This is a genomic window from Halodurantibacterium flavum, from assembly GCF_042681825.1.
Classification (GTDB): Bacteria; Pseudomonadota; Alphaproteobacteria; order Rhodobacterales; family Rhodobacteraceae; genus Halodurantibacterium; species Halodurantibacterium flavum.
On sequence record NZ_JBHUGH010000005.1, the window covers coordinates 50,099 to 72,708 of the forward strand.

The 22,610-nt window shown below is 66.3% G+C and carries 23 protein-coding genes; 10 read left to right on the forward strand and 13 right to left on the reverse strand.

Annotation, left to right across the window (positions count from 1 at the left end):
- Nucleotides 1-88 precede the first annotated feature (88 nt).
- Nucleotides 89-724, reverse strand: coding sequence for a DsbA family oxidoreductase (locus tag ACFSGJ_RS06840; RefSeq protein WP_390260246.1), 636 nt, complete (start codon nt 722-724; stop codon nt 89-91).
- Nucleotides 721-2,244, reverse strand: coding sequence for a class I adenylate-forming enzyme family protein (locus ACFSGJ_RS06845; RefSeq protein ID WP_390260247.1), 1,524 nt, complete (start codon nt 2,242-2,244; stop codon nt 721-723). Before ACFSGJ_RS06845 ends, ACFSGJ_RS06840 begins: the two co-directional genes overlap by 4 nt.
- 64 nt (nt 2,245-2,308) lie before the next feature.
- Here ACFSGJ_RS06845 and ACFSGJ_RS06850 point away from each other — a divergent pair, with 64 nt between their 5' ends.
- Nucleotides 2,309-2,944, forward strand: a complete 636-nt coding sequence (locus tag ACFSGJ_RS06850; protein ID WP_390260248.1) for a helix-turn-helix domain-containing protein — start codon at nt 2,309-2,311, stop codon at nt 2,942-2,944.
- 108 nt (nt 2,945-3,052) lie between these two features.
- On the forward strand, nt 3,053-3,334 hold the full coding sequence (locus ACFSGJ_RS06855; protein ID WP_390260249.1) for a hypothetical protein: 282 nt from the start codon (nt 3,053-3,055) through the stop codon (nt 3,332-3,334).
- A gap of 182 nt (nt 3,335-3,516) precedes the next feature.
- Here the strand turns inward: ACFSGJ_RS06855 and ACFSGJ_RS06860 are convergent, their stop codons facing one another.
- On the reverse strand, nt 3,517-3,705 hold the full coding sequence (locus tag ACFSGJ_RS06860) for a hypothetical protein (RefSeq protein WP_390260250.1): 189 nt from the start codon (nt 3,703-3,705) through the stop codon (nt 3,517-3,519).
- A gap of 387 nt (nt 3,706-4,092) precedes the next feature.
- Here ACFSGJ_RS06860 and ACFSGJ_RS06865 point away from each other — a divergent pair, with 387 nt between their 5' ends.
- A complete protein-coding gene (locus tag ACFSGJ_RS06865) occupies nt 4,093-4,527 on the forward strand; it encodes a hypothetical protein (protein WP_390260251.1) in 435 nt (144 codons plus the stop codon).
- A gap of 33 nt (nt 4,528-4,560) precedes the next feature.
- Here the strand turns inward: ACFSGJ_RS06865 and ACFSGJ_RS06870 are convergent, their stop codons facing one another.
- The 7 genes from ACFSGJ_RS06870 to ACFSGJ_RS06900 form a co-directional block, all read right to left on the reverse strand.
- Entirely contained in the window at nt 4,561-5,151 is a 591-nt protein-coding gene (locus ACFSGJ_RS06870; protein ID WP_390260252.1) for a nucleotidyltransferase family protein, read from the reverse strand.
- A complete protein-coding gene (locus ACFSGJ_RS06875) occupies nt 5,144-7,546 on the reverse strand; it encodes a GcvT family protein (protein WP_390260253.1) in 2,403 nt (800 codons plus the stop codon). The genes ACFSGJ_RS06870 and ACFSGJ_RS06875 overlap by 8 nt, the downstream gene beginning before the upstream one ends.
- 151 nt (nt 7,547-7,697) lie before the next feature.
- Nucleotides 7,698-8,999, reverse strand: coding sequence for a branched-chain amino acid ABC transporter permease (locus ACFSGJ_RS06880; protein WP_390260254.1), 1,302 nt, complete (start codon nt 8,997-8,999; stop codon nt 7,698-7,700).
- On the reverse strand, nt 8,996-10,006 hold the full coding sequence (locus tag ACFSGJ_RS06885) for a branched-chain amino acid ABC transporter permease (protein ID WP_390260255.1): 1,011 nt from the start codon (nt 10,004-10,006) through the stop codon (nt 8,996-8,998). Before ACFSGJ_RS06885 ends, ACFSGJ_RS06880 begins: the two co-directional genes overlap by 4 nt.
- Before the next feature lie 4 nt (nt 10,007-10,010).
- Entirely contained in the window at nt 10,011-10,715 is a 705-nt protein-coding gene (locus tag ACFSGJ_RS06890; RefSeq protein ID WP_390260256.1) for an ABC transporter ATP-binding protein, read from the reverse strand.
- A complete protein-coding gene (locus ACFSGJ_RS06895) occupies nt 10,712-11,497 on the reverse strand; it encodes an ABC transporter ATP-binding protein (RefSeq protein ID WP_390260257.1) in 786 nt (261 codons plus the stop codon). The genes ACFSGJ_RS06890 and ACFSGJ_RS06895 overlap by 4 nt, the downstream gene beginning before the upstream one ends.
- Before the next feature lie 119 nt (nt 11,498-11,616).
- Entirely contained in the window at nt 11,617-12,804 is a 1,188-nt protein-coding gene (locus tag ACFSGJ_RS06900) for an ABC transporter substrate-binding protein (protein ID WP_390260258.1), read from the reverse strand.
- Nucleotides 12,805-12,986: 182 nt separating this feature from the next.
- Between ACFSGJ_RS06900 and ACFSGJ_RS06905 the strand changes: the two genes are divergently transcribed.
- Entirely contained in the window at nt 12,987-14,132 is a 1,146-nt protein-coding gene (locus ACFSGJ_RS06905) for a PQQ-dependent sugar dehydrogenase (protein WP_390260259.1), read from the forward strand.
- Between the two features lie 63 nt (nt 14,133-14,195).
- Here the strand turns inward: ACFSGJ_RS06905 and ACFSGJ_RS06910 are convergent, their stop codons facing one another.
- Nucleotides 14,196-15,197, reverse strand: coding sequence for a GlxA family transcriptional regulator (locus ACFSGJ_RS06910; protein ID WP_390260260.1), 1,002 nt, complete (start codon nt 15,195-15,197; stop codon nt 14,196-14,198).
- A 157-nt stretch (nt 15,198-15,354) separates the two neighbouring features.
- Between ACFSGJ_RS06910 and ACFSGJ_RS06915 the strand changes: the two genes are divergently transcribed.
- Entirely contained in the window at nt 15,355-16,728 is a 1,374-nt protein-coding gene (locus tag ACFSGJ_RS06915; RefSeq protein ID WP_390260261.1) for a class II 3-deoxy-7-phosphoheptulonate synthase, read from the forward strand.
- 79 nt (nt 16,729-16,807) lie between these two features.
- Here ACFSGJ_RS06915 and ACFSGJ_RS06920 read toward each other — a convergent pair whose 3' ends face one another.
- On the reverse strand, nt 16,808-17,440 hold the full coding sequence (locus tag ACFSGJ_RS06920) for a PAS domain-containing protein (protein ID WP_390260262.1): 633 nt from the start codon (nt 17,438-17,440) through the stop codon (nt 16,808-16,810).
- Nucleotides 17,441-17,648: 208 nt separating this feature from the next.
- Here ACFSGJ_RS06920 and ACFSGJ_RS06925 point away from each other — a divergent pair, with 208 nt between their 5' ends.
- Genes ACFSGJ_RS06925 through ACFSGJ_RS06940 form a run of 4 tightly spaced genes read left to right on the forward strand, consistent with a single transcriptional unit; the run spans nt 17,649 to nt 20,905 of the window.
- On the forward strand, nt 17,649-18,542 hold the full coding sequence (locus ACFSGJ_RS06925; RefSeq protein WP_390260263.1) for a YicC/YloC family endoribonuclease: 894 nt from the start codon (nt 17,649-17,651) through the stop codon (nt 18,540-18,542).
- 2 nt (nt 18,543-18,544) lie between these two features.
- Nucleotides 18,545-19,183, forward strand: coding sequence for a guanylate kinase (gmk, locus tag ACFSGJ_RS06930; RefSeq protein WP_390260264.1), 639 nt, complete (start codon nt 18,545-18,547; stop codon nt 19,181-19,183).
- Complete coding sequence (locus tag ACFSGJ_RS06935; RefSeq protein ID WP_390260265.1) at nt 19,180-19,704, forward strand: gamma carbonic anhydrase family protein; 525 nt, start codon at nt 19,180-19,182, stop codon at nt 19,702-19,704. The genes gmk and ACFSGJ_RS06935 overlap by 4 nt, the downstream gene beginning before the upstream one ends.
- A gap of 25 nt (nt 19,705-19,729) precedes the next feature.
- Nucleotides 19,730-20,905, forward strand: coding sequence for a trans-sulfuration enzyme family protein (locus ACFSGJ_RS06940; RefSeq protein ID WP_390260266.1), 1,176 nt, complete (start codon nt 19,730-19,732; stop codon nt 20,903-20,905).
- Nucleotides 20,906-20,968: 63 nt separating this feature from the next.
- Here ACFSGJ_RS06940 and ACFSGJ_RS06945 read toward each other — a convergent pair whose 3' ends face one another.
- Entirely contained in the window at nt 20,969-21,352 is a 384-nt protein-coding gene (locus ACFSGJ_RS06945) for a hypothetical protein (RefSeq protein WP_390260267.1), read from the reverse strand.
- A gap of 199 nt (nt 21,353-21,551) precedes the next feature.
- Between ACFSGJ_RS06945 and ACFSGJ_RS06950 the strand changes: the two genes are divergently transcribed.
- Complete coding sequence (locus ACFSGJ_RS06950) at nt 21,552-22,592, forward strand: sensor histidine kinase (RefSeq protein ID WP_390260268.1); 1,041 nt, start codon at nt 21,552-21,554, stop codon at nt 22,590-22,592.
- Nucleotides 22,593-22,610 lie beyond the last annotated feature (18 nt).

The following is a 22,610-nucleotide window of genomic DNA, read 5'->3' on the forward strand; positions in this document are numbered from 1 at the left end:
GGCTCAAGGCTTGCGCCGCGCGGCTAAAGCCTGGCGCCCGGCTTTCGCAAAGCCAGAGGCGGGGTTGTCCCCACCCAAGCGGGGCTGCTCAGTTCCCCGATGCAATCGTTTCGTCGATCACCTCTTGCCACAGGGCGACAGGCTGCGCCCCCGGCAGCACATGGCGGTCGGCGACGATGAAGGTCGGCACCGCCCGGATGCCGCGCTCGCGGCCATGCGCCTCATGCCGCTGGACCGTCTCGCGGTCCGCATCGCTGTCCAGCAGCCGCCGCAGCACCGCGCCGTCCATCCCTGCGGCCGCGCCGATTGCGGCAAGCGTCGCGGCGTCGCCGATGTCCTGACCGTCGCGGAAATGCGCCCGCATGAGGCCCGCGACGACCCGGCTCTGCACGCCCTCAAGGCCCGCCCAGTGGCTCAGCCGGTGCGCGTCGACCGTGTTGGGCATCCGCCTGATCCGTGCGGGGTCGAGGTCCAGCCCCGCCCGTTCGGCGGCGGCCGCAACCTGCGCCAACGCCTCGACCGCCTTGGCACGGCTTCCGAAACGCGCCTCCAGGAACGCGGTATGCTCCATTCCCCCGGCCGGCATGTCGGGGTTGAGCTGGAACGGATGCCAGCTGATCGCAAAGCGGTGGCCGGGCCTGCTTTCCAGCGCCCGGTCCAAAAGGCCTTTGCCGATATAGCACCATGGGCAGACGGGGTCGAAAAAGATGTCCAGACGGATCATGGGGCGTCCTTTGCATATCGGGCGCGCAGGGCACGCCGCAGAACCTTGTTGTTTGCGCCGCGCGGCAGGCTGTCGGCATGGATGTAAACGCGGGGCTGCTTGTAGCGCGCCAGACGGGTTTCGGCAAAGGCCGCAAGCTCGGCCTCGGGCAGGGGCGCGGATGCCACATAGACGGCGGCGATCACGGTCACATCGGCGCGGACGGCAAGCTCGATCGCTGCCACCTCGGCAATTCCGGGATGCTGCGCCAGCGCCGCCTCGACCTCCAGCGGGCTGACGCGAAAGCCCCCCGCATTCATCATGTCGTCGCAACGCCCCAGATAGGTGATCGCCCCGTCGGGTCCCATCTCGACCATGTCGCCGGTCAGGAACCAGTCGCCCTGAAAGCGGGCGGCGGTCTCCTCGGGCGCGCCGTCATAGCCCAGGAAGAGACCCGGGTCGCGCCGGTCCACGGCCAGAACCCCGGGCGTTCCCCGCGGCACGGGTGCCCCGCCTTCGTCCAGCACGGCGATCCGGCGGCCAGGCTGGACATAACCCGAACTCCCGCCCGGTGCCGGGTGTGCGGGGCTGCCCGAGACGAAGGTCGAAACCTCGGACATGCCAAGGGCCGGGTGAATCTCGGTCCCCGTGGCGCTGCGCCATGCCGCGCGGACACCGTCCGAGAGATGCTCGCCCGCCGAAAGCGCATGGCGCAACCGGGGTAGCCGACGGCCCCCGTCGCGCAGCATCTGGCGAAAGACACCGGGGGCCGCAGCGAACAGCGTCGCCTTCGCCCGGTCCAGCAGCGCAAAGAGGTCGCCCGGCGCGGCGCCGGCCGGGATCAGCGCGGTCGCCCCCATGGCCCAGGGGTCCATCAGCCCGGTCCCCAGCGTATAGGTCCAGTTGAACGCCCCGGCATGAAGAAGCCTGTCCGTCGGACCCGCGCCATACCAGCCCTGCCACATCATCCGGCGCGCAAGGATGGCGCGATGCGCATGGGCCACCGCCCGCGGGGTTCCGGAACTGCCGGAGGTGAAGATCAGATAGGCAAGCCGGTCCGGCGCCCCCATCTCCCAGTCGCAGGGCGGCCCGTCAAAGAAGCTCCGCAGCCGGTCGAGGCCGAGCAGCAGAACGGGCGTGGTCCCGTCCGGCAGCGCCACGCCCTCCTCGGCCACGATCAGTGCGGGCGACACCTGACGCGCCATCGCCGTGATTTCCCGCACCGTCAGCTGGGCCGAGGTCGGCACCGGCACCAGCCCCGCCGCGATGGCCCCCAGAAAGAGGATCGGGAATTCGACACGGTTGCCGATCCGCATCAGGATACGGTCGCCCGGCCCAAGCCCCATCGCCCGCAGGCCCGCCCCCGTGCCGCGCACTGCCGCGATCAGCCGCGCATAGGTCCAGCTTTCGGCGCGGTCGGCGGAAAGGACTTCCAGCGCGGTCCTCCCAGGCTCGCGCGACCCGGCCTGCAGCACCTCGGCGGCAAGGTTCATCTGCCTTGGGCAGGGGGGCGGCGGGCCGCGATCGTCGACGGAAATCATGGAACAGAGCTACGCCCACACGCGACCTGTTGCAAGGTGCCGGGGCAGGGCCTAAAGCCGTTCCATGACCCAGCCCGACCCCCAAAGCGATCCTCGAAGCATCATCCGCGTCGCCCGCGAAAGCGGCGAACAGGTTTCGGTCGAACCGCTCGACCTGGGCGAACGGGTGCGCGATCTGCGCAAGGCGCGGGGCTGGACACTGGAACAGGCCGCGCGGCAGGCGGGGCTGGCGCGCTCCACCCTGTCGAAGATCGAGAACGGGCAGATGTCGCCCACCTTCGAGGCGCTGAAAAAGCTGGCCGAGGGGCTCTCGATCTCGGTCCCGCAGCTCTTCACGCCGCCCAGCCGGACGCAGGTGACGGGCCGCATGGCGCTGACCCGGGGCGGCGAGGGACAGCATGTCGCGACCGTGACCTATGAACACGAACTTCTGGCCGGTGCGCTGACCCGCAAGCAGATGCTGCCCTATCGCGCCCGCATCCGCGCCCGGCGGTTCGAGGAATTCGAGGGCTGGATCAGGCATGACGGCGAGGAATTCCTCTACGTCCTGACCGGTGTGATCCGGCTTTACACGGAATTCTACGAACCGGTCGAGATGCGGCGCGGCGACAGCGCCTACTATGACGCGTCGATGGGGCATAACGTGATCTCGCTCAGCCCCGAGGATGCGACGATCCTTTGGGTGACCTCGCTGGGCTGACGGGCTGGGCTGATGGCGCGGCTCCTGGATGGGTGTGGCGATGGGTGTGGCGCGGGGATCGAATTCCTCCGTCGCGTGTTCTTCCTTGGTGACAATCAGGAGGACATCATGGCGCGACCGACAAAGCCGGTGGATCGCAAGGAGACCAAACGTTCGCTCGGGATCATCGTCGTTCTGGCTCTGATCCTTGCCGCGGCAGGGCTTTATGCCTGCAGCTGGCAGGGCGAGGGGACCTCGATGCCCGAGGTCGATGCCGAAACCCTGTTGCCGCCCGAAGGTGCGGTTCCGGGAGGCGAAACGCCTGGCAGCGAAGGGCCGACGACCGACACAAGCGAACCCCAGGCGCCCACAGTGGATGAGCCTGCCGCCCCGGCAGCACCGGCGAACTGACGGGCGAGGCCGGAGCCGCCCCTCCCGACCCGCTCTGCGCGCAGGACGCGCCACGCGCTCGCGGGTCATCCACGGGCAAGTGATCAACGGAAGTGGTGGGGGATCCGTTACCACCGGAAAGGTTCCAGACACGAAAAAGCCGGAGCGATGAACGCTCCGGCTTTTCTGGTCGAAAGACGAGATCAGGGCAGCAGGGCACCGCCGACGCCGCCGATCGCGGCACCGGCAACCGGTTCGCCCGCGATCACCTGACCGGCAACTGCACCACCGAGGGCGCCGGTTGCGGCACGCTGGGTCCGGGTTTCGCCGCAAGCAGCGACAAGCAGAAGAACGGCAAGGCCGGGAGCTACGAGTTTGAGGCTACGGGTCATGGATTTCTCCGTCGGTCTGAGGGGACGCCGCGCGGCCAATCCGCGTGGTTCATGCGTCGAATGAACGCCTCAACTCCGGAAAAGGTTCACAAAATCTTCTCCGTTCCCATGGCAAGCTCGCGGCAAAAGGGCCGTAGCACCCCAGAACCCTCCGGCGCCGCTGGCCTGCGCTCGGGCCCGAACCGCCTTCCCCTCATTCTTCTTGGCAGAAATATCCCGGGGTCCGGGGCAGAGCCCCGGCGGCCACCCACGCGCGCCACAGCTGACCATCCTGCCCCGCCTCGCCACTCCCCCGATCCGGGCGACGGGCGGAAACACCCGTCCGTGATCTTTCCGGGCTGGACAGTTGTGCGGGCTGCGGGCAGGCTGCGGGCGGAAGGGGGCGTCATGACCTATCACGTGGAAACACCGTGGCATTTCTGGCCGATGGCCCTCGTGACGACCGTGTGGCAGGGGGCGCTCGCCGCCGGCCATGTCCTGAGCAGGAGCGGCGCCGAGGCCTGGGTCACGCGCGTTCCGCCGCAACTCGATGCCTATCTTGCTTCGCTGCCGCTCTGGGCCGACCTGCTCTGGGCCTTGTCGGTCTGGGCGGGGCTTCTGGGGGCGCTCCTGATGATCGGACGGGTCGCGGGGGCGGCGCTCGCGCTTGCCATCGGGTTTCTCGGGGCGCTGGTGCTATTTGTCGGCCTTTTCTGGATCCCGCCCGGGCTGTTGGCGGTGGCACGGGGCGGGCATATCGCGCTCATCGTGGCGGCGGTGGCGATCTCGGCTGCGATCTGGGCCTATGCGCGCGAACAGAAACAGGCAGGTGTGCTTGACTGAGGACGGTGTGCCCGACTGAACAGCTGTGCCCGGCTAGCTGACCTGTGACCCGCGCCAGCGCGCCCAATCCTCGGGTGTGTCGAGATCGGTCAGAGCGCGGCGGCCGGTCAGGGGATAAAGGCGCACCATATCGGCATGGGAGCCAAGGATCGCCCGCGCGCCGCTATCCCCGGTCAGTTGCGCGAAGCCGGGGAAAAGGGCGCGCGGAAATATGACCGGGTGGCCGGGCAGGTCGCCCGCCGCACCCCGCAGGATCTCCGCGCCGTTCCAGTCGCCGATCATCGCCGCAAGGTCCGTCGCCTCCAGTTCCGGCATGTCGGCGGGCAGGATCATCACACCCGCATGATCCGCCAGCGCCGCCACGCCCTCGCGCAGCGAGGCTGACATCCCCCGCGCTGCATCGGGAACGACCAACACCTCGGCCCCCGGTATCGCGGCCCGGCGCGCCGCGGCATCCGGCGGCAGCGTCACCAGAACCCGGGCCCCCGTTTCCCGCGCGATGCGATGCTGGCGCGCCAGCATCGGCTCTGCCCCCACCCGCTCCAGCAGCTTGTCGCCCCCGCGCATCCGGGCCGAGGCGCCGGCCGCAGGGATCAGGATGCCAAGCCGCGCGGGATCAGCCACGCAGCCGCGTCCCCTCGGGATCAAAGAGCGGCTGCGTCACCACGCGGGCGGGACGGCGCTCGCCCAGGATCTCGATCTCGACCTCCCGCCCTTCGGTGCCGGCATCGGGCGGCAGAAACCCGAGCGCCACCGACTTGCCCGCATGGTGCGAATACCCGCCCGAGGTGCAGAAGCCCGCGACCTCTCCGTCCAGCCAGATCGGTTCCCAGGCCACCACATCGGCATCCGTCGCATCGACCACGAAGGCGCAAAGCCGCCGGCCGGGCACGGCCCCGTGGGCGGCGGCGCGGCCGATGAAATCGCGCTTGTTCCAGCGGATGAACCGGTCGAGCCCCGTTTCCGCCGGGGTATAGTCGGGCGAATATTCCCGCCCCCATGACCCGAAGAACCGGTCGAGCCGCAGGCTCATCATCGCGCGCATCCCGAAGGGACGCAGGCCAAGATCCTGACCGGCCTGCCACAGCACATCCCAAAGCGCGCGCTGGCTCATGTGATCGCAGAAGATCTCATACCCCAGATCGCCGGTATAGCTGACGCGTTGCACGATGCAGTCGGCCATCCCCACGGTCAGGCGCCGCACATCCATGAAGCGCAGGGCCGCGCCCGAAACATCCGCCCGCGTCACCCGCGACAGCAGTTCCCGCGCCTGCGGCCCCGCGATCTGAAAGCCCGTGCGGCTGTCCGAGATGTTCTCGACCCGCACATCCGGACCAGGGTTCTGCTCGAACCAGCGGCTGTGCCAGCCCTGCGCCCCGTAGGACGCCGTAAGCATGAACTCCGTCTCGGACAGGCAGGACACGGTAAAGTCGCCGATGATCTTGCCCGATGGCGCCAGCATCGGGTTGAGCGCGAGCCGCCCCGGCGCCGGGATGAGCCCCGCCATGATCCGGTCCAGCCAGGCACGCGCCCCTGTGCCGGTGACGCGATACTTGCCGAAATTCGCGACCTCGTTGATGCCGACACCGCCGCGCACCGCGGCGACCTCTTGCGCCACAGCCTCCCACGCGTTCGAGCGGCGGAAGCTTGGGGTTTCATAGACGGGTTCGCCGGGCAGGGCGTGGTAGTTCACGACCTCCAGCCCGTATTGCTGGCCCCAGACCGCGCGCATTTCCGTGAACCGGTCATACATCGGCGTCGTGCGGAAGGGTCGTGCGGCGGGCTTTTCCTCATTCGGATAGGCGACAGAGAACCGGGTCTGATAGTTCTCGATCACCTTGGGGACGGTATAGCCCGGCGTGGTCCAGTTGCCAAAGCGCGCCACGTCAAAGCCGCGCGGATCACGCTCGACCTCGCCATGGATCATCCATTGCGCAAGGGCCAGCCCCATGCCGCCGCCCTGGCTGAAACCGGCCATCACCGCGCAGGCGGACCAATAGTTGCGCAGCCCCGGCACCGGGCCGATCAGCGGGTTGCCGTCAGGCGCAAAGGTAAAGGGGCCGTGGATCACCCGTTTGACACCTGCGCGTTCCAGCACAGGGAACCGGCGATAGGCGAATTCGACGCTGTCGGCGATCTTGTCGAATTCCTCGTTCAGCAGTTCGTGCCCGAATGTCCAGGGGGTGCCATCGACCGCCCAGGCCTCGCACGGTTTTTCGTAGAACCCGATGCAGAGCCCGCGCCCCTCCTGCCGCAGGTAGCTTTCGCCGCCAGGGTCCATCACATGGGGAAACTCGGTGCCGCGATTGTAGATCTCGGGGATGTCGTCCGTCACCAGATACTGATGCGCCATCGGCAAAAGCGGCAGGTAGACCCCCGCCATCGCCGCCACCTCGCGCGCCCAAAGGCCCGCGGCATTGACCAGATGTTCGGCAATGATCGTGCCCTTTTCGGTCACGACCTCCCAACCCTCGGGATGGGGGTTGGTTTCCAGGACCCGGTTGTGCAGCACGATCTCGGCGCCGCCCATCCGCGCGGCCCGGGCATAGGCATGGGTGGTACCCGACGGGTCCAGATGCCCGTCCAGCGGGTCGTAAAGCGCACCGATGATATTCGTGGTGTTCACCATGCCGTCGGTCATATCGGCGACCTCGGCCGGCGTCAGGATCGCGGTATCAAGGCCCATGTAGCGATGCTTGGCCCGTTCGGCCTTGAGCATGTCGAACCGTTCCGGCGTGTCGGCAAGGGTGATGCCGCCCACATGGTGCAGGCCGCAGTTGAGCCCGGTGATCGCCTCGAGTTCCCGATAGAGGCGGATCGTGTAGCCCTGCAGCGCCGCCATGTTCGTATCGCCGTTGAGCGTGTGGAACCCGCCCGCCGCGTGCCATGTGGACCCGGAGGTGAGTTCCGACCGCTCCACCAGCATGACATCCGACCAGCCGAGCTTGGTGAGGTGGTAAAGCACCGAACACCCGACCACGCCGCCGCCGATCACCAGAACCTTCGTATGGGTCTTCATGGCCCCTTGCTCCCTGTTCGTCTGGGGGCAGAGTGGAAGCGCGCCGCGCGGGCGGCATGGCGAAAGACGACAGCAAATGTCGCGGAAGGGCAATGGGTGGATGAAGAAGGGCGCCCGAAGGCGCCCTGCTGACCGCGCTTTCGCGTGGTGCCTATTTCTCGGGGATCAGCCCGCGCGGGCTGAACCGCAGCACCAGAAGCAGGATCACGCCCATCGTCAAAAGCCGCATATGCGCCGCGGATTCGATCAGATGTGTGCGCAGCATCCCCGGCCCCATGCCCGCGACGACCGACTGGATCAGCCACAGGCCGATCGGCTCGACCATCACCCAGAGCCACCAGATCAGGAAGCCGCCCAGAACGGCGCCCCAGTTGTTGCCCGACCCGCCCACGATCACCATCACCCAGATGAGGAAGGTGAAACGCAGCGGCTGATAGGTGCCCGGCGTAAGCTGGCCGTCCAGCGTCGTCATCATCGCGCCCGCGATGCCGCAAACGGCGCAGCCGATGACAAAGATCTGCAGGTGCCGCTTGGTCACGTTCTTGCCCATCGCCGCGGCTGCGATCTCATTGTCGCGGATCGCGCGCATCATCCGGCCCCAGGGCGAACGCAGCGCCAGTTCCGCCAGCAGCACGAGCACGAGCAGGACCGTCGCGAAGAGCCCCGCATAGGCGAGCTTTACCGTAATCCCCGAGGCGGTGACCGGGTCAAAGCCCCAGGCGGTCACACGCTCGACGAACTCGGGGCTGCGCTGCAGGTTGACCTCATACGGGACAGGGCGGGGGAGGCCCACGACGTTCTTGACCCCGCGCGCGAGCCAGTCCTCGTTCTTGAGCACCGAGATGATGATCTCGGCGATACCCAGCGTTGCGATGGCCAGATAATCCGACCGCAGCCCCAGCGCCGTCTTGCCGATCAGCCAGGCGCAGCCGGCGGCCAAGAGACCGCCCGCGGGCCAGGCCAGCAGGATCGGCAGGCCCAGCCCGCCCAGATAGCCCGTCGCGGCGGGGTTCACCGCCTCGACCGCCGAGACCGCCGGGTCAAAGACCGCCCGGAACAGGAAAAAGCCGCCCACGAGGATCACGAGCATCCCCAGCGCCCGCGCGCGCCCCGGTGCCATGCGTTTCCAGAACTGGATCGCCAGCGCGATGGTCGCCGCGCCCAGGATCAGGCCAAAGATGATCTGGAGACCCCCCGCCGCCCATGCGTCATTGACCGGCGGCATCGAGACCAGCACGGCGGCGAGCCCGCCCACCGCGACAAAGCCCATGATCCCGATGTTGAAAAGCCCCGCATAGCCCCATTGCATGTTCACGCCAAGCGCGAGGATCGCCGAGATCAGCCCCATGTTGAAGATGGTGAGCGTCACGTTCCAGCTCTGCGTCATCCCGGTAATGACAAAGAGCGCGGCCACGAGGGCGAAAAGCCCGACATTTCGCAGGTTCACGGTCATGACTGTTGCCCCTTGAACAGGCCCGTCGGCTTGAACAACAGCACGATGATCAGGATCGCGAAGCTGACGGCGAATTTGTAATCGGTGGACAGAAGCTGGACCAACCCGTCCGGCGCAAGGTTTTCAGGCAGAAGATGCGTGAGCATCCGCTTGAACGCATAGGTCACCATGATTTCCGAATAGGCGATGATGAACCCGCCCGCGATGGCCCCCAGCGGGTTACCCAGCCCGCCCACGATGGCCGAGGCGAAGATCGGCAGCAGAAGCTGGAAATAGGTGAAGGCCTTGAAGCTTTTGTCGAGCCCGTAGAGCACGCCGGCAGTCGTGGCGAGCGCCGCCGTGATGATCCAGGTGACGGCCACGACCCGTTCCGGGTTGATCCCCGACAAGAGCGCCAGATCCTCGTTATCCGAAAAGGCGCGCATGGACTTGCCGGTGCGGGTGTGGCGCAGGAACCAGAACAGCGCCGCAACCATGATGACCGCCATCACGATGGTGATGACCTGCGTGGTGCGGATCGCAAGCCCCTCGGCCAGGCCCGTCATCTCGCGGAAACCGCGGGCGTCGATCACGAAACGCGCGCCGTCCTCGAACCGGTATTCGTTCACCCCGATCCCGAACCGGACCAGCGCGTTCATCACGAACATGACGCCAAGCGACACCATCACCAGGATCACCGGCGCCGCGCGCACCTTTCGGTAGAAGCGGTAGATCATGCGGTCGGTGCCCAGCAGCAAGAGCGCCGTCACCCCGATCGCCACGGGCAGCGCCAGCAGCGCCGTCGGCAGCGGGCCAAAGGTGATGCCCACCGCCTGCAATCCCCATGTCACCAGGATCGCGATCATCGTGCCGAAGGCCATCGTGTCGCCATGGGCAAAGTTGGAGAAGCGCAGGATGCCAAAGATCAGCGTGACCCCCAGCGCCCCGAGCGCAAGTTGCGCACCATAGGCCGTGGCCGGTACGACGACGAAATTGGCGAAGACCACCAACGCGTTGAGAAAATCCATCGGCTCAGCCCCCCAGGAAGGTTCTGCGGACCTCCGGGTCGGCCAGAAGCGCCGCGCCGGTGTCGGTGTATCGGTTCGCGCCCTGGACGAGCACATATCCCACATCGGCGATTTCCAGCGCCTGCCGGGCATTCTGCTCGACCATGAGGATCGAGATCCCGGTGCGGGCAACCTCGATGATGCGGTCGAAAAGCTCGTCCATGACGATGGGGCTGACGCCCGCGGTGGGTTCGTCGAGCATCAGCACCTTGGGCTGGGTCATGAGGGCGCGACCCACCGCCACCTGCTGCCGCTGGCCGCCCGAAAGCTCGCCCGCCGGCTGGCGCCGCTTGTCGCGCAGGATCGGAAAGAGGTCATAGACCTGTTCCATCGTCGGGCGGATATCGTCGCGGCGCAGAAAGGCGCCCATTTCGAGGTTCTCCTCGACCGTCATCGAGGTAAAGATGTTCTGTGTCTGGGGCACGAAGGCCATGCCCTTGGCCACCCGATCCTGCGGCGAGAGGGTGGTGATATCCTCTCCGTCCAGCCGCACCGCGCCGCCGCGCAGTTTCAGCATCCCGAAAACCGCCTTCATCGCGGTCGATTTTCCGGCGCCGTTCGGGCCCACGATCACCGCGATCTTGCCCTTGTCGACGGCCAGGGTGCAGCCATGCAGGATGTCGGCGGCGCCATAGCCGCCGGTCATGTTCTCGCCGATGAGAAAGCTCATGCCGTGGTCCCCACGATCTTGTTCTTGAGCCCGGTGCCAAGATAGGCCTCGATCACGCGCTCGTCGTTCTTGATCTCTTCGACGGTACCCTGGGCCAGGACCTTGCCTTCGGCCATGCAGATCACGGGATCACAGATGCGGCTGATGAAATCCATGTCATGCTCGATCACGCAGAAGGTGTAGCCGCGTTCGCGGTTCAAGCGCTCGATGGCGTCGCCGATGGTGTTGAGCAGCGTCCGGTTCACGCCGGCGCCGACTTCGTCCAGAAAGACGACCTTGGCGTCGACCATCATCGTCCGGCCGAGTTCGAGCAGCTTTTTCTGACCGCCCGACAGGTTGCCCGCCCGTTCATCCGCCAGATGCGAGATCGTCAGGAACTCCAGCACCTCATCGGCCTTCTGCGCCAGCGCGCGTTCCTCGGCGGCGATGGCGCCGCGCCGGAACCACGTGTTCCACAGCGTCTCGCCCAACTGGCCCGCAGGCACCATCATCAGGTTCTCGCGCACGGTCATCGAGCTGAATTCATGCGCGATCTGGAAGGTGCGCAAGAGGCCCTTGTGGAACAGCGCGTGCGGCGGCAGGCCGGTAATGTCCTCGCCATCCATAAGTACCCGGCCCGATGTGGGCGCAAGCCGCCCGGCGACCACGTTGAACAGTGTCGTCTTGCCCGCGCCGTTCGGGCCGATCAGGCCAGTGACCGACCCTTGCCGTATCTCCAGCGAAGCGCCGTCGACGGCGTGAAAGCCCCCGAAGTGCTTGTGGAGGTTTTCCACAACGATCATTGCTGATCTCCCTGTCCCCACGATGCCGCTGCCCATGAGGTGCGGCCCGGAGGTTATCTATTGAAACAGCCCGGGCTGTTGCCCCGGGCTGCCTGTTCCTGTCAATACTCTAAATCGTTTCAGCGGAAGCCGACGGTCTCGATCACGCCGTTCTGGATCTCGATTTCTCGGTAGTTGCCCGCGCTTTCACCGGTTCCGATCAGTTCGACGGCAGTTGCACCAACATAGTCGATCTCGCCGCCTTCCTTGAGGATTTCGATGGCCTTGGCCAGTTCGCCCGGATAGATCGGCTCGCCCGGCTCGTTCGCGACGGCCATGATGTGGTCCTTGAAATCGGCCGAGCTGGTGGAACCCGCAGCCTGCATCGCCAGCATGATGAGTGCCGCAGCGTCGTAGCTTTCGGACGAGAAGGCCGAGGTGCCGTCAAAGCCAGCGCCCGAGGCCATTTCGGCATAAAGTGCCGCGCCCGGGCTGTCGGTGCCGGGGTACTGGCCGAACGAACCGTCGAGGCCCGAGCCGATGTTTTCGACCAGGCTTTCGCCGACCATGCCGTCGGGCAGCACGAACACGTCGAACGCGCCGCTGTCGAGCGCCGCCTGGATGATGCCGCGGCCACCCTGGTCCACATAGCCCGCGACGACCAGAACCTCACCCCCGGCAGAGGCGAGCGCGCCCACCTCGGACGAATAGTCGGCGCGGCCGTCTTCGTGCGAGGCGTTGATCGTCACGGTGCCGCCGGCTTCGGTGAAGGCCGAGACGAAGCTGTCCGCAAGGCCCTGGCCGTAGTCGTTGTTGGTATAGGTCACGGCGACCGAGCTGATGCCGCGATCCATCAGGATCTCGGTCATCACGACGCCCTGACGCGCATCCGACGGCGCGGTGCGGAAGAAGAGCCCGTCATCGTCATCGGCCGAAAGCGCGGGCGAGGTGGCCGAGGGCGACACCATCACCACGCCGTTCGGCTTGGCCACGTTGTGCAGGATCGCCGAGGTCACGCCGGAACAGTCGGCGCCCATGATGGCGTTCACGCCTTCCGAGGTGATCAGCCGTTCGGCCGCGGCAGTGGCGGCCGAGGCGTCGATACAGGTGCTGTCGGCGCGGATCGAGGTGACGGTCTGGCCGTCGAGCAGCGTGCCGGCCTCGTTCACCTCGGCGATGGCGAGTTCGGCGCCCGCCGCCATGTTCGGCGTGATCGATTCGAGCGGCCCGGTAAAGCCGAGGATGATGCCGATCTTGATGTCCTGCGCGGCCGCGGCACCGGCCGCAAGCGTCAGCGCCGCCGTGCTCGTCAGAAGCAGCTTTTTCATTGAAGACTCCCTGTCTGGATCTTTGGGCCCTTGGGCCTGCAGCAGACGTTAGAGCGGCTTCGGCAATAAGAAAAGCGTTTTCGGCAGGGACGTTGCGGGCTTCACATCGGGGTTATGAAACTGGCATCGCGGGGGTGCCGCGCTAGATCCGGGTCAGGATTGCAACCTTGAAGGAGGATCGGATGCCCCCCCGGAAAACGCCGCTGAATCGCGGGCTGATCGCGTTGGGCCTTGGCGCCGGCATGGCGGCGGCAGGCGCCGCCACGGCACAGGACGCAACGCTTGAGACCTCGCTGGGCGAGGCGCAGCTTTCGACCATCGCGACCGGCCTGAACGAGCCCTGGGCCATCGCCTTCCTGCCGCAGGGCGAGGTTCTGGTGAGCGAGCGGGACGGGCGCCTTCTGCATTTCCGCGACGGCGAACAGCATGAGGTGACGGGCCTGCCCGAGGTCTTTGCCCAAGGGCAGGGCGGGCTGCTGGATGTCGTCGTGCCACAGGATTTCGACACCACGCGCGAGATCCTGTTCAGCTTTGCCCGACCGCAGGGGCAGGGGGCAGGTACGGCGCTGGCCGCCGCAGCGTTCGACCCCGAGGCGTCGGAACTCAGCAACCTGCGCATCCTTTTCGAGGCCGCCGAGGGGTTCGATGGCGGCCGCCATTTCGGTTCGCGCATCGTCGAGGGTCCGGATGGCACGGTCTTTCTGGGTCTCGGCGACCGGGGCACCGATGACAGCGCGCAGGATCTTTCGAACCACAACGGGGCCGTGATCCGCGTCAACCGCGACGGCTCGGTTCCCGCCGACAATCCCTTTGTCGGGCAAGAGGGCGCGCAGCCCGAGATCTGGTCCTATGGCCACCGCAACATCCAGGGCGCAGCGATGGATGCGCAAGGCCGGCTCTGGGTCAGCGAACATGGCGCGCAGGGCGGCGATGAGATCAACCTGGTCGAACCGGGGCTGAACTATGGCTGGCCCGAGATCGCCTATGGCCGCAACTATGACGGAACGCCCATCGGCATCGGGACCGAGGCGCCCGGCATGGAGCAGCCCGACCACTACTGGGACCCGTCGCCCGCGCCATCGGGTCACATGATCTATTCCGGCACACTCTGGCCCGAATGGGAGGGGCACCATTTCATCGGGATGCTGCAGGGCGACCATATCGCGCGGCTCGACCCGGCTGACTGGTCCGAGGAACAGATCGCCAGCGGGGAAACCATCCGCATCCGCGACGTGCGCGAGGCACCGGACGGCACGATCTGGTTCCTGTCGATCGGGCAGGGGGCGCTGATACGCATGGCACCTGCCGATGCCGACCTGACCGAGTGAATGCGAGCTCCCTCGGACCGGGCGCTCAGGGGCCCGTCCGGGGGCGAAAGGCAGGCAGCACCCTCAGATCGAAAGGCGCGTGCCCTGCGTGCCCCTCTCCCGATAGGGGGTCGTATTGTAATGGGACCGGTAGCATTTTGAAAAATGCGACGGGCTCGCGAAACCGCAGGCAAGCGCCACGTTGATCACGCTCATATCCGTCTGCATCAGCAGGTTGCGCGCCTTTTGCAGCCGCAGTTCCATGTAATACCGCTTGGGGCTGCGGTTCAGATAACGGCGGAACAGGCGTTCAAGCTGCCGCGTCGACATCCCCACGTCGCGCGCGAGCGTCGCGGGCGAAATCGGGTCCTCGATATTCTGCTCCATGATCTGGATGACCTGCCCCAGCTTGGGGTGCCGGACGCCGATCCGGGTGGGGATCGACAGGCGCTGCGTGTCCTGATCCGTGCGGATCGCGCTGTAGATCAGCTGATCGGCCACGGTGTTGGCCAGTTCCTCACCATGGTCATTGGCGATGAGCTTGAGCATCAGGTCGATGGAGGACGTCCCGCCCGCCGTGGACAGCCGGTTTCCGTCGATGACGAAAACCGATTTCGTCAGGCGCACCTCTTCGAATTCCTCGACGAAACTGTCCTGGTTCTCCCAGTGGATCGTGGCGCGTTTGCCGTCCAGCAGCCCGGCCCGCGCCACCGTATAGCTGCCGGTGCAAAGCCCGCCGATGGTCGCGCCGCGCCGTGCCTCTCGCCGCAGCCAGTTCAGGACCGCCCGGGTCGAAGCCGCCTGCACATCGACGCCGCCGCAGACGAGCACGGTATCCTCGCGGTCGATCTCATCGAGTTGCATGTCGAGCCGGAAGGCCGCGCCGTTGGAACAGACGGCTTCGGTGCCCTCACCGGCCAGCACCCATTCATATAGCTTGCGCCCCGAAACCCGGTTCGCGATCCGCAATGGCTCGATCGCGCCGGCGAATGACAGCATCGTGAAACGATCGAGCAGCAGAAAGACGAACCGGCGCGGCGGGGCGGTTTCGCGGCTGTCCACCGCGCGGCGGCTGGGGCTGTTCATCTGGCGACCCGTTCATGTCGTATCCGTGACACGGAAACAGGAAATCGGTGCGGGCTTCAAGCCTCATCTTTACGCGCAAGCGGGCTTTTCCGGGTTTGCAACAAAGCGCCTTCGCCGTTATATGCGAAGCCTGCTATCGCTAACCCGGAGTAAGACCATGACCAAGGGCTGGAGCAAATCTGACTGGCGCGCGAAACCGCGGGTCCAGATGCCCGACTATACGGATAAGGCCGCGCTGAACGCCGTCGAGGCGCAGCTTGCCAAATATCCGCCCTTGGTCTTTGCCGGAGAGGCGCGCAAGCTGCGGCGGCAACTGGGCGAGGTGGCGCAAGGCAAGGCCTTCCTGTTGCAAGGCGGCGACTGCGCCGAGAGCTTTGCCGAATTCACCGCCGACACGATCCGCGACACGTTCAAGGTGATGCTGCAGATGGCGGTCGTACTGACCTATGGCGCCAAGGTGCCGGTGGTCAAGGTCGGCCGGATGGCGGGCCAGTTCGCCAAGCCGCGTTCGGCCGCGACCGAAACCGCAGGCGGGGTGGAACTGCCCAGCTATCGCGGCGACATCATCAACGGGTTCGAGTTCACGCCCGAGGCGCGGATCCCCGATCCGCAGCGGATGTTGCAGGCCTATACCCAGGCCGCGGCGACGCTGAACCTTCTGCGCGCCTTCAGCACGGGCGGTTTCGCGGATATCCACCGGGTCCACAGCTGGACGCTCGGCTTTACCGAGGGGGAAAAGGCGGAACGCTACCGCGACCTCTCGAACCGGATCGCCGACGCGCTCGACTTCATGGATGCGGCCGGTGTGAACGCGGAAACCGCGCATGAACTCGGGACGGTGAATTTCTACACCAGCCATGAGGCGCTGCTGCTGGAATACGAAGAGGCGCTGTGCCGGATCGACAGCACCACGGGGCTGCCGGTGGCGGGCTCGGGCCACATGATCTGGATCGGCGACCGCACGCGCCAGCCCGATGGGGCGCATGTGGAATTCTGCCGTGGCGTGCAGAACCCGATCGGCCTGAAATGCGGGCCGAGCCTGCAGGCCGATGACCTGAAGCGTCTGATCGAGCGGCTCAACCCGGAAAACGAGGCCGGGCGCCTGACCCTGATCGCGCGCTTCGGCGCGGGCACGGTGGGCGACCACCTTCCGCGCCTGATCCGCACGGTGCAGGACCTTGGCGCCAATGTCGTCTGGACCTGCGACCCGATGCACGGCAACACGATCAAGTCGGCCTCGGGCTACAAGACGCGGCCGTTCGAAAGCGTGCTGCGCGAGGTGCGTGAGTTCTTTGCGGTCCACAAGGCCGAAGGAACCGTGGCGGGCGGTGTCCATTTCGAGATGACGGGCCAGGACGTGACCGAATGCACGGGCGGCGTGCGGGCAGTGACGGATGAAAACCTGTCGGACCGCTATCACACCGCCTGCGACCCGCGCCTGAACGCCAGTCAGGCGCTGGAACTGGCCTTCCTCATCGCCGAGGAGCTTTCGGCGAGCCGGCAAACCAGCCCGCGCCGCGCGGCCATCTGAGCGGGGATGGCCGGCGCGCCATTCCCGACCAATAGAAATGAGTAGGCTCGCCCGCGGTTGAACCCGTTGGCGAGCCTTTTCAGTCTCGCGGGTCAGACTTGACCAGACGCAGATAAGGGCGCCGCGAGGGCGTAGGTGTGTGGAACGGCGCCTGTTCCTCGGCGAAACCGCCAGCCCGGGCCGCAGGTGGCGGTGGTGCAGCGAGGCCGGGGGGCAGGTCTTCGGCGCTTGCCGTTGGCCGCGCCAGCGGTTCGGTCCGCGCCTCGGTCACGGTCAGGCGACGGGGCGTGCGCCCCACGGTGCCCTTGGTGACAAGACAGCCCATCGCGCGGGTGATCGTCCCGCCCTCATCCCGGAGCGGCAGCAGAAGGAGCGTCCCGGCCAGCACCTCATGCCGCAACCCGCCGGGGCTTTGCACGCCGATCTCGGCGACCTGCGGATTGGCGAACACCCCTTCCAGCAGGCGCCCGACCGTGTCGCGGGCATTCGGCAGGAACAGGGCCGAAAGCGGCATTCCCCGCATCTCCATCCCCATTAGATCGCCAAGGTGATGCCCGGCGACGCGAAACCGGGCCATTCCGGGCGCGATCCGTTCCAGCAGAAAGGCGTGGTCCAGCACCGTCTCAAGCCCGCGCGGATCGACCCGCGACCGCAGGGGTATCCCGTCCTCAAGCCGCAGCGCGTCCCAATAGCTGCGGACGGCCAGGATCATCGGGTCCCTGCATGTTTCCTGCGCCCGAGAGAAGGGGACTATTTCCGCGATGCGATGGTCATCTTCTTTCATGGTCGAAGCCCGGCGCTGGTCACGGGCGAATGCCGCCGCGTTGCCCCTCACGCCCCCCTCTGGTAACTGTCACAAACTTACTTACCCAAACGTTAATAGCACCCGCTGAGTTCGAAGTCCGGAGGATTTTAAGTAAATGGTAAACTCTATGACCGGCTTCGCCAGTCGTCGCGGCGAGGGCGCCGGGGCAAGCTGGCTGTGGGAATTGCGGGGCGTGAACGGCAAGGGGCTCGATCTGCGGCTGCGGATTCCCGAAGGGATCGAGGGGCTGGAGCCCGCCATCCGCAGCGCGATATCTGGGGCTGTGGGGCGGGGCAGCCTGCAACTTTCGCTGCGGGTGACACGTGACACCGGCGCCGAGATGCCGCGGGTCAACCCGGCAGCCCTTGCCGCGACGCTGGCCGCGCTGCGCCAGATCGAGATGGCCGCCGCGCAGCAGGGGGTGACGGTGACACCGGCGCGCAGCAGCGACATCCTGACCCTGCGCGGCGTTCAGGAAACCCGCCCGCCCGAAGAGGACGGCCAACCGGCGCTGCGTATGGCGCTCTTGTCGGACCTGCCCTTGCTGCTCGCGGCCTTCAACGACATGCGCGCGATCGAGGGGCAGACCCTTGCCGAGGCGCTTTCGCGGCATCTTGCGACGATCGCCGATCTTGTCGCCCGTGCGCGCGACGCTGCCGAAGCTCAGACGGCAGAAGCCGCCGGGACGCTGCGCGCGAACCTTGCCCGCGTGATGGAGGGGGCACCGGGTGCCGATCCGCAGCGGGTGGAACAGGAACTGGCACTCATCGCCGTCAAGGCGGATATCAGCGAAGAGCTCGACCGGCTGGAGGCGCATGTGGCGGCGGCGCGGGCGCTTCTGGCCCTGGCCGACCCCATCGGGCGCAGGCTCGACTTTCTGATGCAGGAATTCAACCGCGAGGCCAATACGCTCTGTTCCAAGTCGCAGTCCGTGACGCTCACCCGGCTCGGACTTGACCTCAAGGCGGTCATAGATCAGATGCGCGAGCAGGTTCAGAACGTGGAGTAGGCATGACGCGGCGCGGGCTTCTGATTATCCTTTCCTCGCCGTCGGGCGCGGGCAAATCGACGCTTGCCCGCCGGCTGATGGCCTGGGACCCGACTTTGCGCTTTTCGGTGTCGGCCACCACCCGCGCCCCGCGGCCCGGCGAGGTGGACGGGCGCGAATACTATTTCCGCTCGCGCGAGGAGTTCCTCGCCATGGTCGATTCCGGTCAGATGCTGGAACATGCCGAGGTTTTCGGAAACTTCTACGGCTCGCCGCGCGGTCCGGTCGAAGAGGCGATGACCGCCGGGCGCGACACGCTCTTCGACATCGACTGGCAGGGCGGCCAGCAGGTCCGGAATTCCGCGCTTGGCAAGGACGTCGTTTCGATCTTCGTGCTGCCGCCGTCGATTGCGGAACTGGACCGACGGCTGCGCGAACGGGCGCAGGACAGCGCCGAGGTGATCGCCGGCCGCATGGCCAAAAGCCGGGACGAAATCAGCCATTGGGCGGAATATGACTATGTGCTGATCAACCGTGACCTTGACACGACCGAGGCCGATCTGCGCACCATCATTCTGGCCGAGCGGATGCGCCGCGACCGCCAGCCCGACCTGACGGATTTCGTGCGCGGGCTCAACCGGGAATTCGAGGCGCGCAGATGATCTACGAACTGGACGGAACCGGGCCCGACCTGCCGCAAGACGGCGATTTCTGGATCGCGCCGGGGGCGCATGTCATAGGCCGCGTGACACTGGGGCAGGGCGCCTCGGTCTGGTTCGGGGCGGTTTTGCGTGGCGATAACGAACCCATTACCGTCGGAGCGGGCACGAATATTCAGGAAAACGCGGTGCTGCATACCGACTGGGGCTTTCCGCTGACCATCGGCCGGATGTGCACGATCGGCCACAAGGCGATGCTGCATGGCTGCACGATCGGCGACAACAGCCTGATCGGCATGGGCGCCACGGTTCTGAACGGGGCGCGGATCGGGCGCAACTGCCTGATCGGGGCGGGCGCCCTGATTACCGAGGGCAAGGAAATCCCGGATGGCAGCCTCGTGATGGGCGCACCGGGGCGCGTCGTGCGGCAACTCGATGACGAGGCCATCGCCCGCCTTGCCAAAAGCGCCGAGGGCTACATGGCCAATATGCGCCGTTTCCGCACCGGTCTGCGCGCGCTGTGACATCCCCCAAACGACAGGAAGACCGATGACCGATACTCTCGTCCGCCGTACACCCTGGCCCGATAGCGTCAGCCGGGCGGTGGTGACACCTCTCCAGCCCTCGGTCGTCTACGCGTCAGAGTCGCCCGACGAACTGGATGCGCAATATGCGGGCCAGGTGCAAGGTTATACCTATGCACGCGAAGGCCATCCAAACGCGACGGTGCTGGCGCAAAAGATCGACGCGCTGGAAGGCGCGACCGGCGGGCTTGTGGTGGGCTCGGGGATGGCTGCGGTCTCGGCCGCGCTTCTGGGCCTTCTGAAAAGCGGCGATCATATCGTCGGGGGCAACCAGCTTTACGGCCGGTCGCTGCGGATGATGACGCAGGATCTGCCGCGCTTCGGGATCGGGCACAGCCTTGCCGACCAGACCGACGCGGCGGCGGTCGAGGCCGCCCTGCGCCCCGAAACGCGGATGATCCTGATCGAGACGGTCTCGAACCCGACACTGCGTGTGGCCGATATCGAAGGCATCGCAAGGCTGGCGCGGGATCGGGGCATTCTGCTGGCGGTGGACAACACCTTCACGACGCCCCGGGGGCTGCGGCCGTTCGATTTCGGGGCGGATATCGTCATCCACTCGGTCACCAAGCTGCTGGCGGGCCATGCAGATGCGACGCTGGGCTATGTGGCGGCCCGTAACCCCGATCACCGCCGCGCGATCTATGACATGGCGACGACCCTTGGCCTGACGGCAAGCCCGTTCGACTGCTGGCTGGCGGAACGGGGGCTTTATTCCTTTGCGCTGCGCTATGACCGGGCCGAAGAGAACGCCGCCCGTCTGGCCGAACATCTGGCGGCGCTGCCCGGGGTGCGCCGCGTGATCTATCCGACGCGGCCCGATCACCCCGACCACAACCGGGCCATCGGGCTTCTGGGCCGGCGCGGTGGCAACATGCTTTCGTTCGAGGTCGAGGGCGGCCGTGCCGCGGCAAACGCGCTGACCCGCGCCGCGCCCCAGATCGCCTTTGCCCCGACGCTCGGCGATATCGGGACGACGCTGTCGCATCCGGCGTCTTCGTCGCATCGCGGGATGTCGGCTGAGTCGCGCGCGGCCAACGGGATCTCCGAAGGGTTCTTTCGCGTCTCGGTGGGCGTCGAAGAGATCGAGCTGCTCATCTCGGAATTCAGCGCCGCCATCGAGGCCGCGACCCGCGCCTGAGGCGGCCGGGAACTGCGCATCGGCCCGGCGGCAGCGCCGGGCAGCCGAACCTCTGGCCGGGTGTCAGGTCTGGCCAGGCAGGATCAGCGTCACATCGATCCCGTCGGCGGCGGCGTTCAGGTCATCCTGAACGATTGCCGGCCGGGGCAGGGACGGCGCGAGTATGAAGAGCCGCCCACGGTATCCCATCATCGCCAATCGTTCGACCAGATCGAGTGCGTCATACCCGCTTCCGAACAGAGGGGCGACGATGGTTTCAGGTCGCATCTGCGCCAGAATCTGCGGACAGAGCATGCGAAATGTGGTGGCCACCGGCGGCTCATTCACAAGCCTGTCACAAATGATTGGTCTGTTCTGCATCTGGCCGATGCAGTCAATCGCGAGCAGCGGCCCGCATCCTGCCAAGGCAGGTCGAAAGGAAACCGCCAGTGACGAGCTGTTTTTCATGTTTGGCATCCAGCGCCTGTTTGTCAGGGGTTCAAAAACAAAAAAGGGACACTGGAAAATTAGTCGAACATCAAAGTCAAAATACCGTTAACACAACCTCTGCAAGAGCAATACCTGAAGATTGTATGCCGTTTACAAAGCCGCCGCAGTGCAGCACTGTCGCCACAGATTTGCGCGCCGGGCACGGAGATTGGCCGATATGAACTCGGAACTTGTGCGGACAATCCTCGCCGGGGTTCCCCTTCCGATTGTATTGATCGGCGACGACGCCCGGGTGGTGGCCGCGAATGCCGCCGCCGAATCCCTCTTCGGCACGGGGATCGAGGGGCGGAATTACATCATCGTCCTGCGTCAGCCCGGCCTTCTTGACTGCATCGAGGGGACGCTGCGCCACCGGCAGACGGGGCAGGCGCGTTATATCGTCGTGGGGCCCTCGCGGGAAACGACCTACCGTGTCCAAACCTCGGCGATCGAGGGGGCGGATGGCGGCGGCGTGCTCGTGTCGTTCGAGGATATCACCGATATGGAAACCGCCGGCCGGATGCGCCGCGACTTTGTGGCGAATGTGAGCCATGAGCTGCGCACGCCGCTGACCGCGCTTCTGGGCTTCATCGAGACGCTCAAGGGCGCGGCCCGCGACGATGCTGCGGCACGCGAGCGGTTTCTCGACATCATGGAGCGTGAGGCGACGCGCATGAACCGGCTTGTGGCGGATCTTCTGTCGCTCAGCCGGGTCGAGGCGGCCGAGCGCGTCAGACCGACGGAGCTTGTCGATCTTACGGCGCTGGTCAAGGCGTCCATCGCCGCGATCCGCCCGATTGCCGCCGACCAGGGGATCACGCTGGAATATCTGGGTCCGGAGGACGCGCTGGAGGTGCGCGCCGACGCCGACCAGATCACGCAGGTCATGCACAATCTCATCGAGAACGCGATCAAATACGGATCGACCGGGGAAAAGGTGACGGTCGCGGTCAGTCACGAAGAACGCGACATCTCGCTGCGTGGCCCGGCCGTCCGGATCGATGTCATCGACCGTGGCGACGGTATCGACCCGATCCACATTCCGCGCCTGACGGAACGGTTCTACCGGATCGACGATCACCGCTCGCGGGAACGGGGTGGAACGGGGCTCGGGCTCGCCATCGTCAAGCACATCGTCAACCGCCACAGGGGACGCTTCCGGATCGAGAGCGAGCGCGGCGTCGGCAGCCGCTTCAGCATCAGTCTTCCTATGGGGTAGTTTCCGGCGCCGGGACTT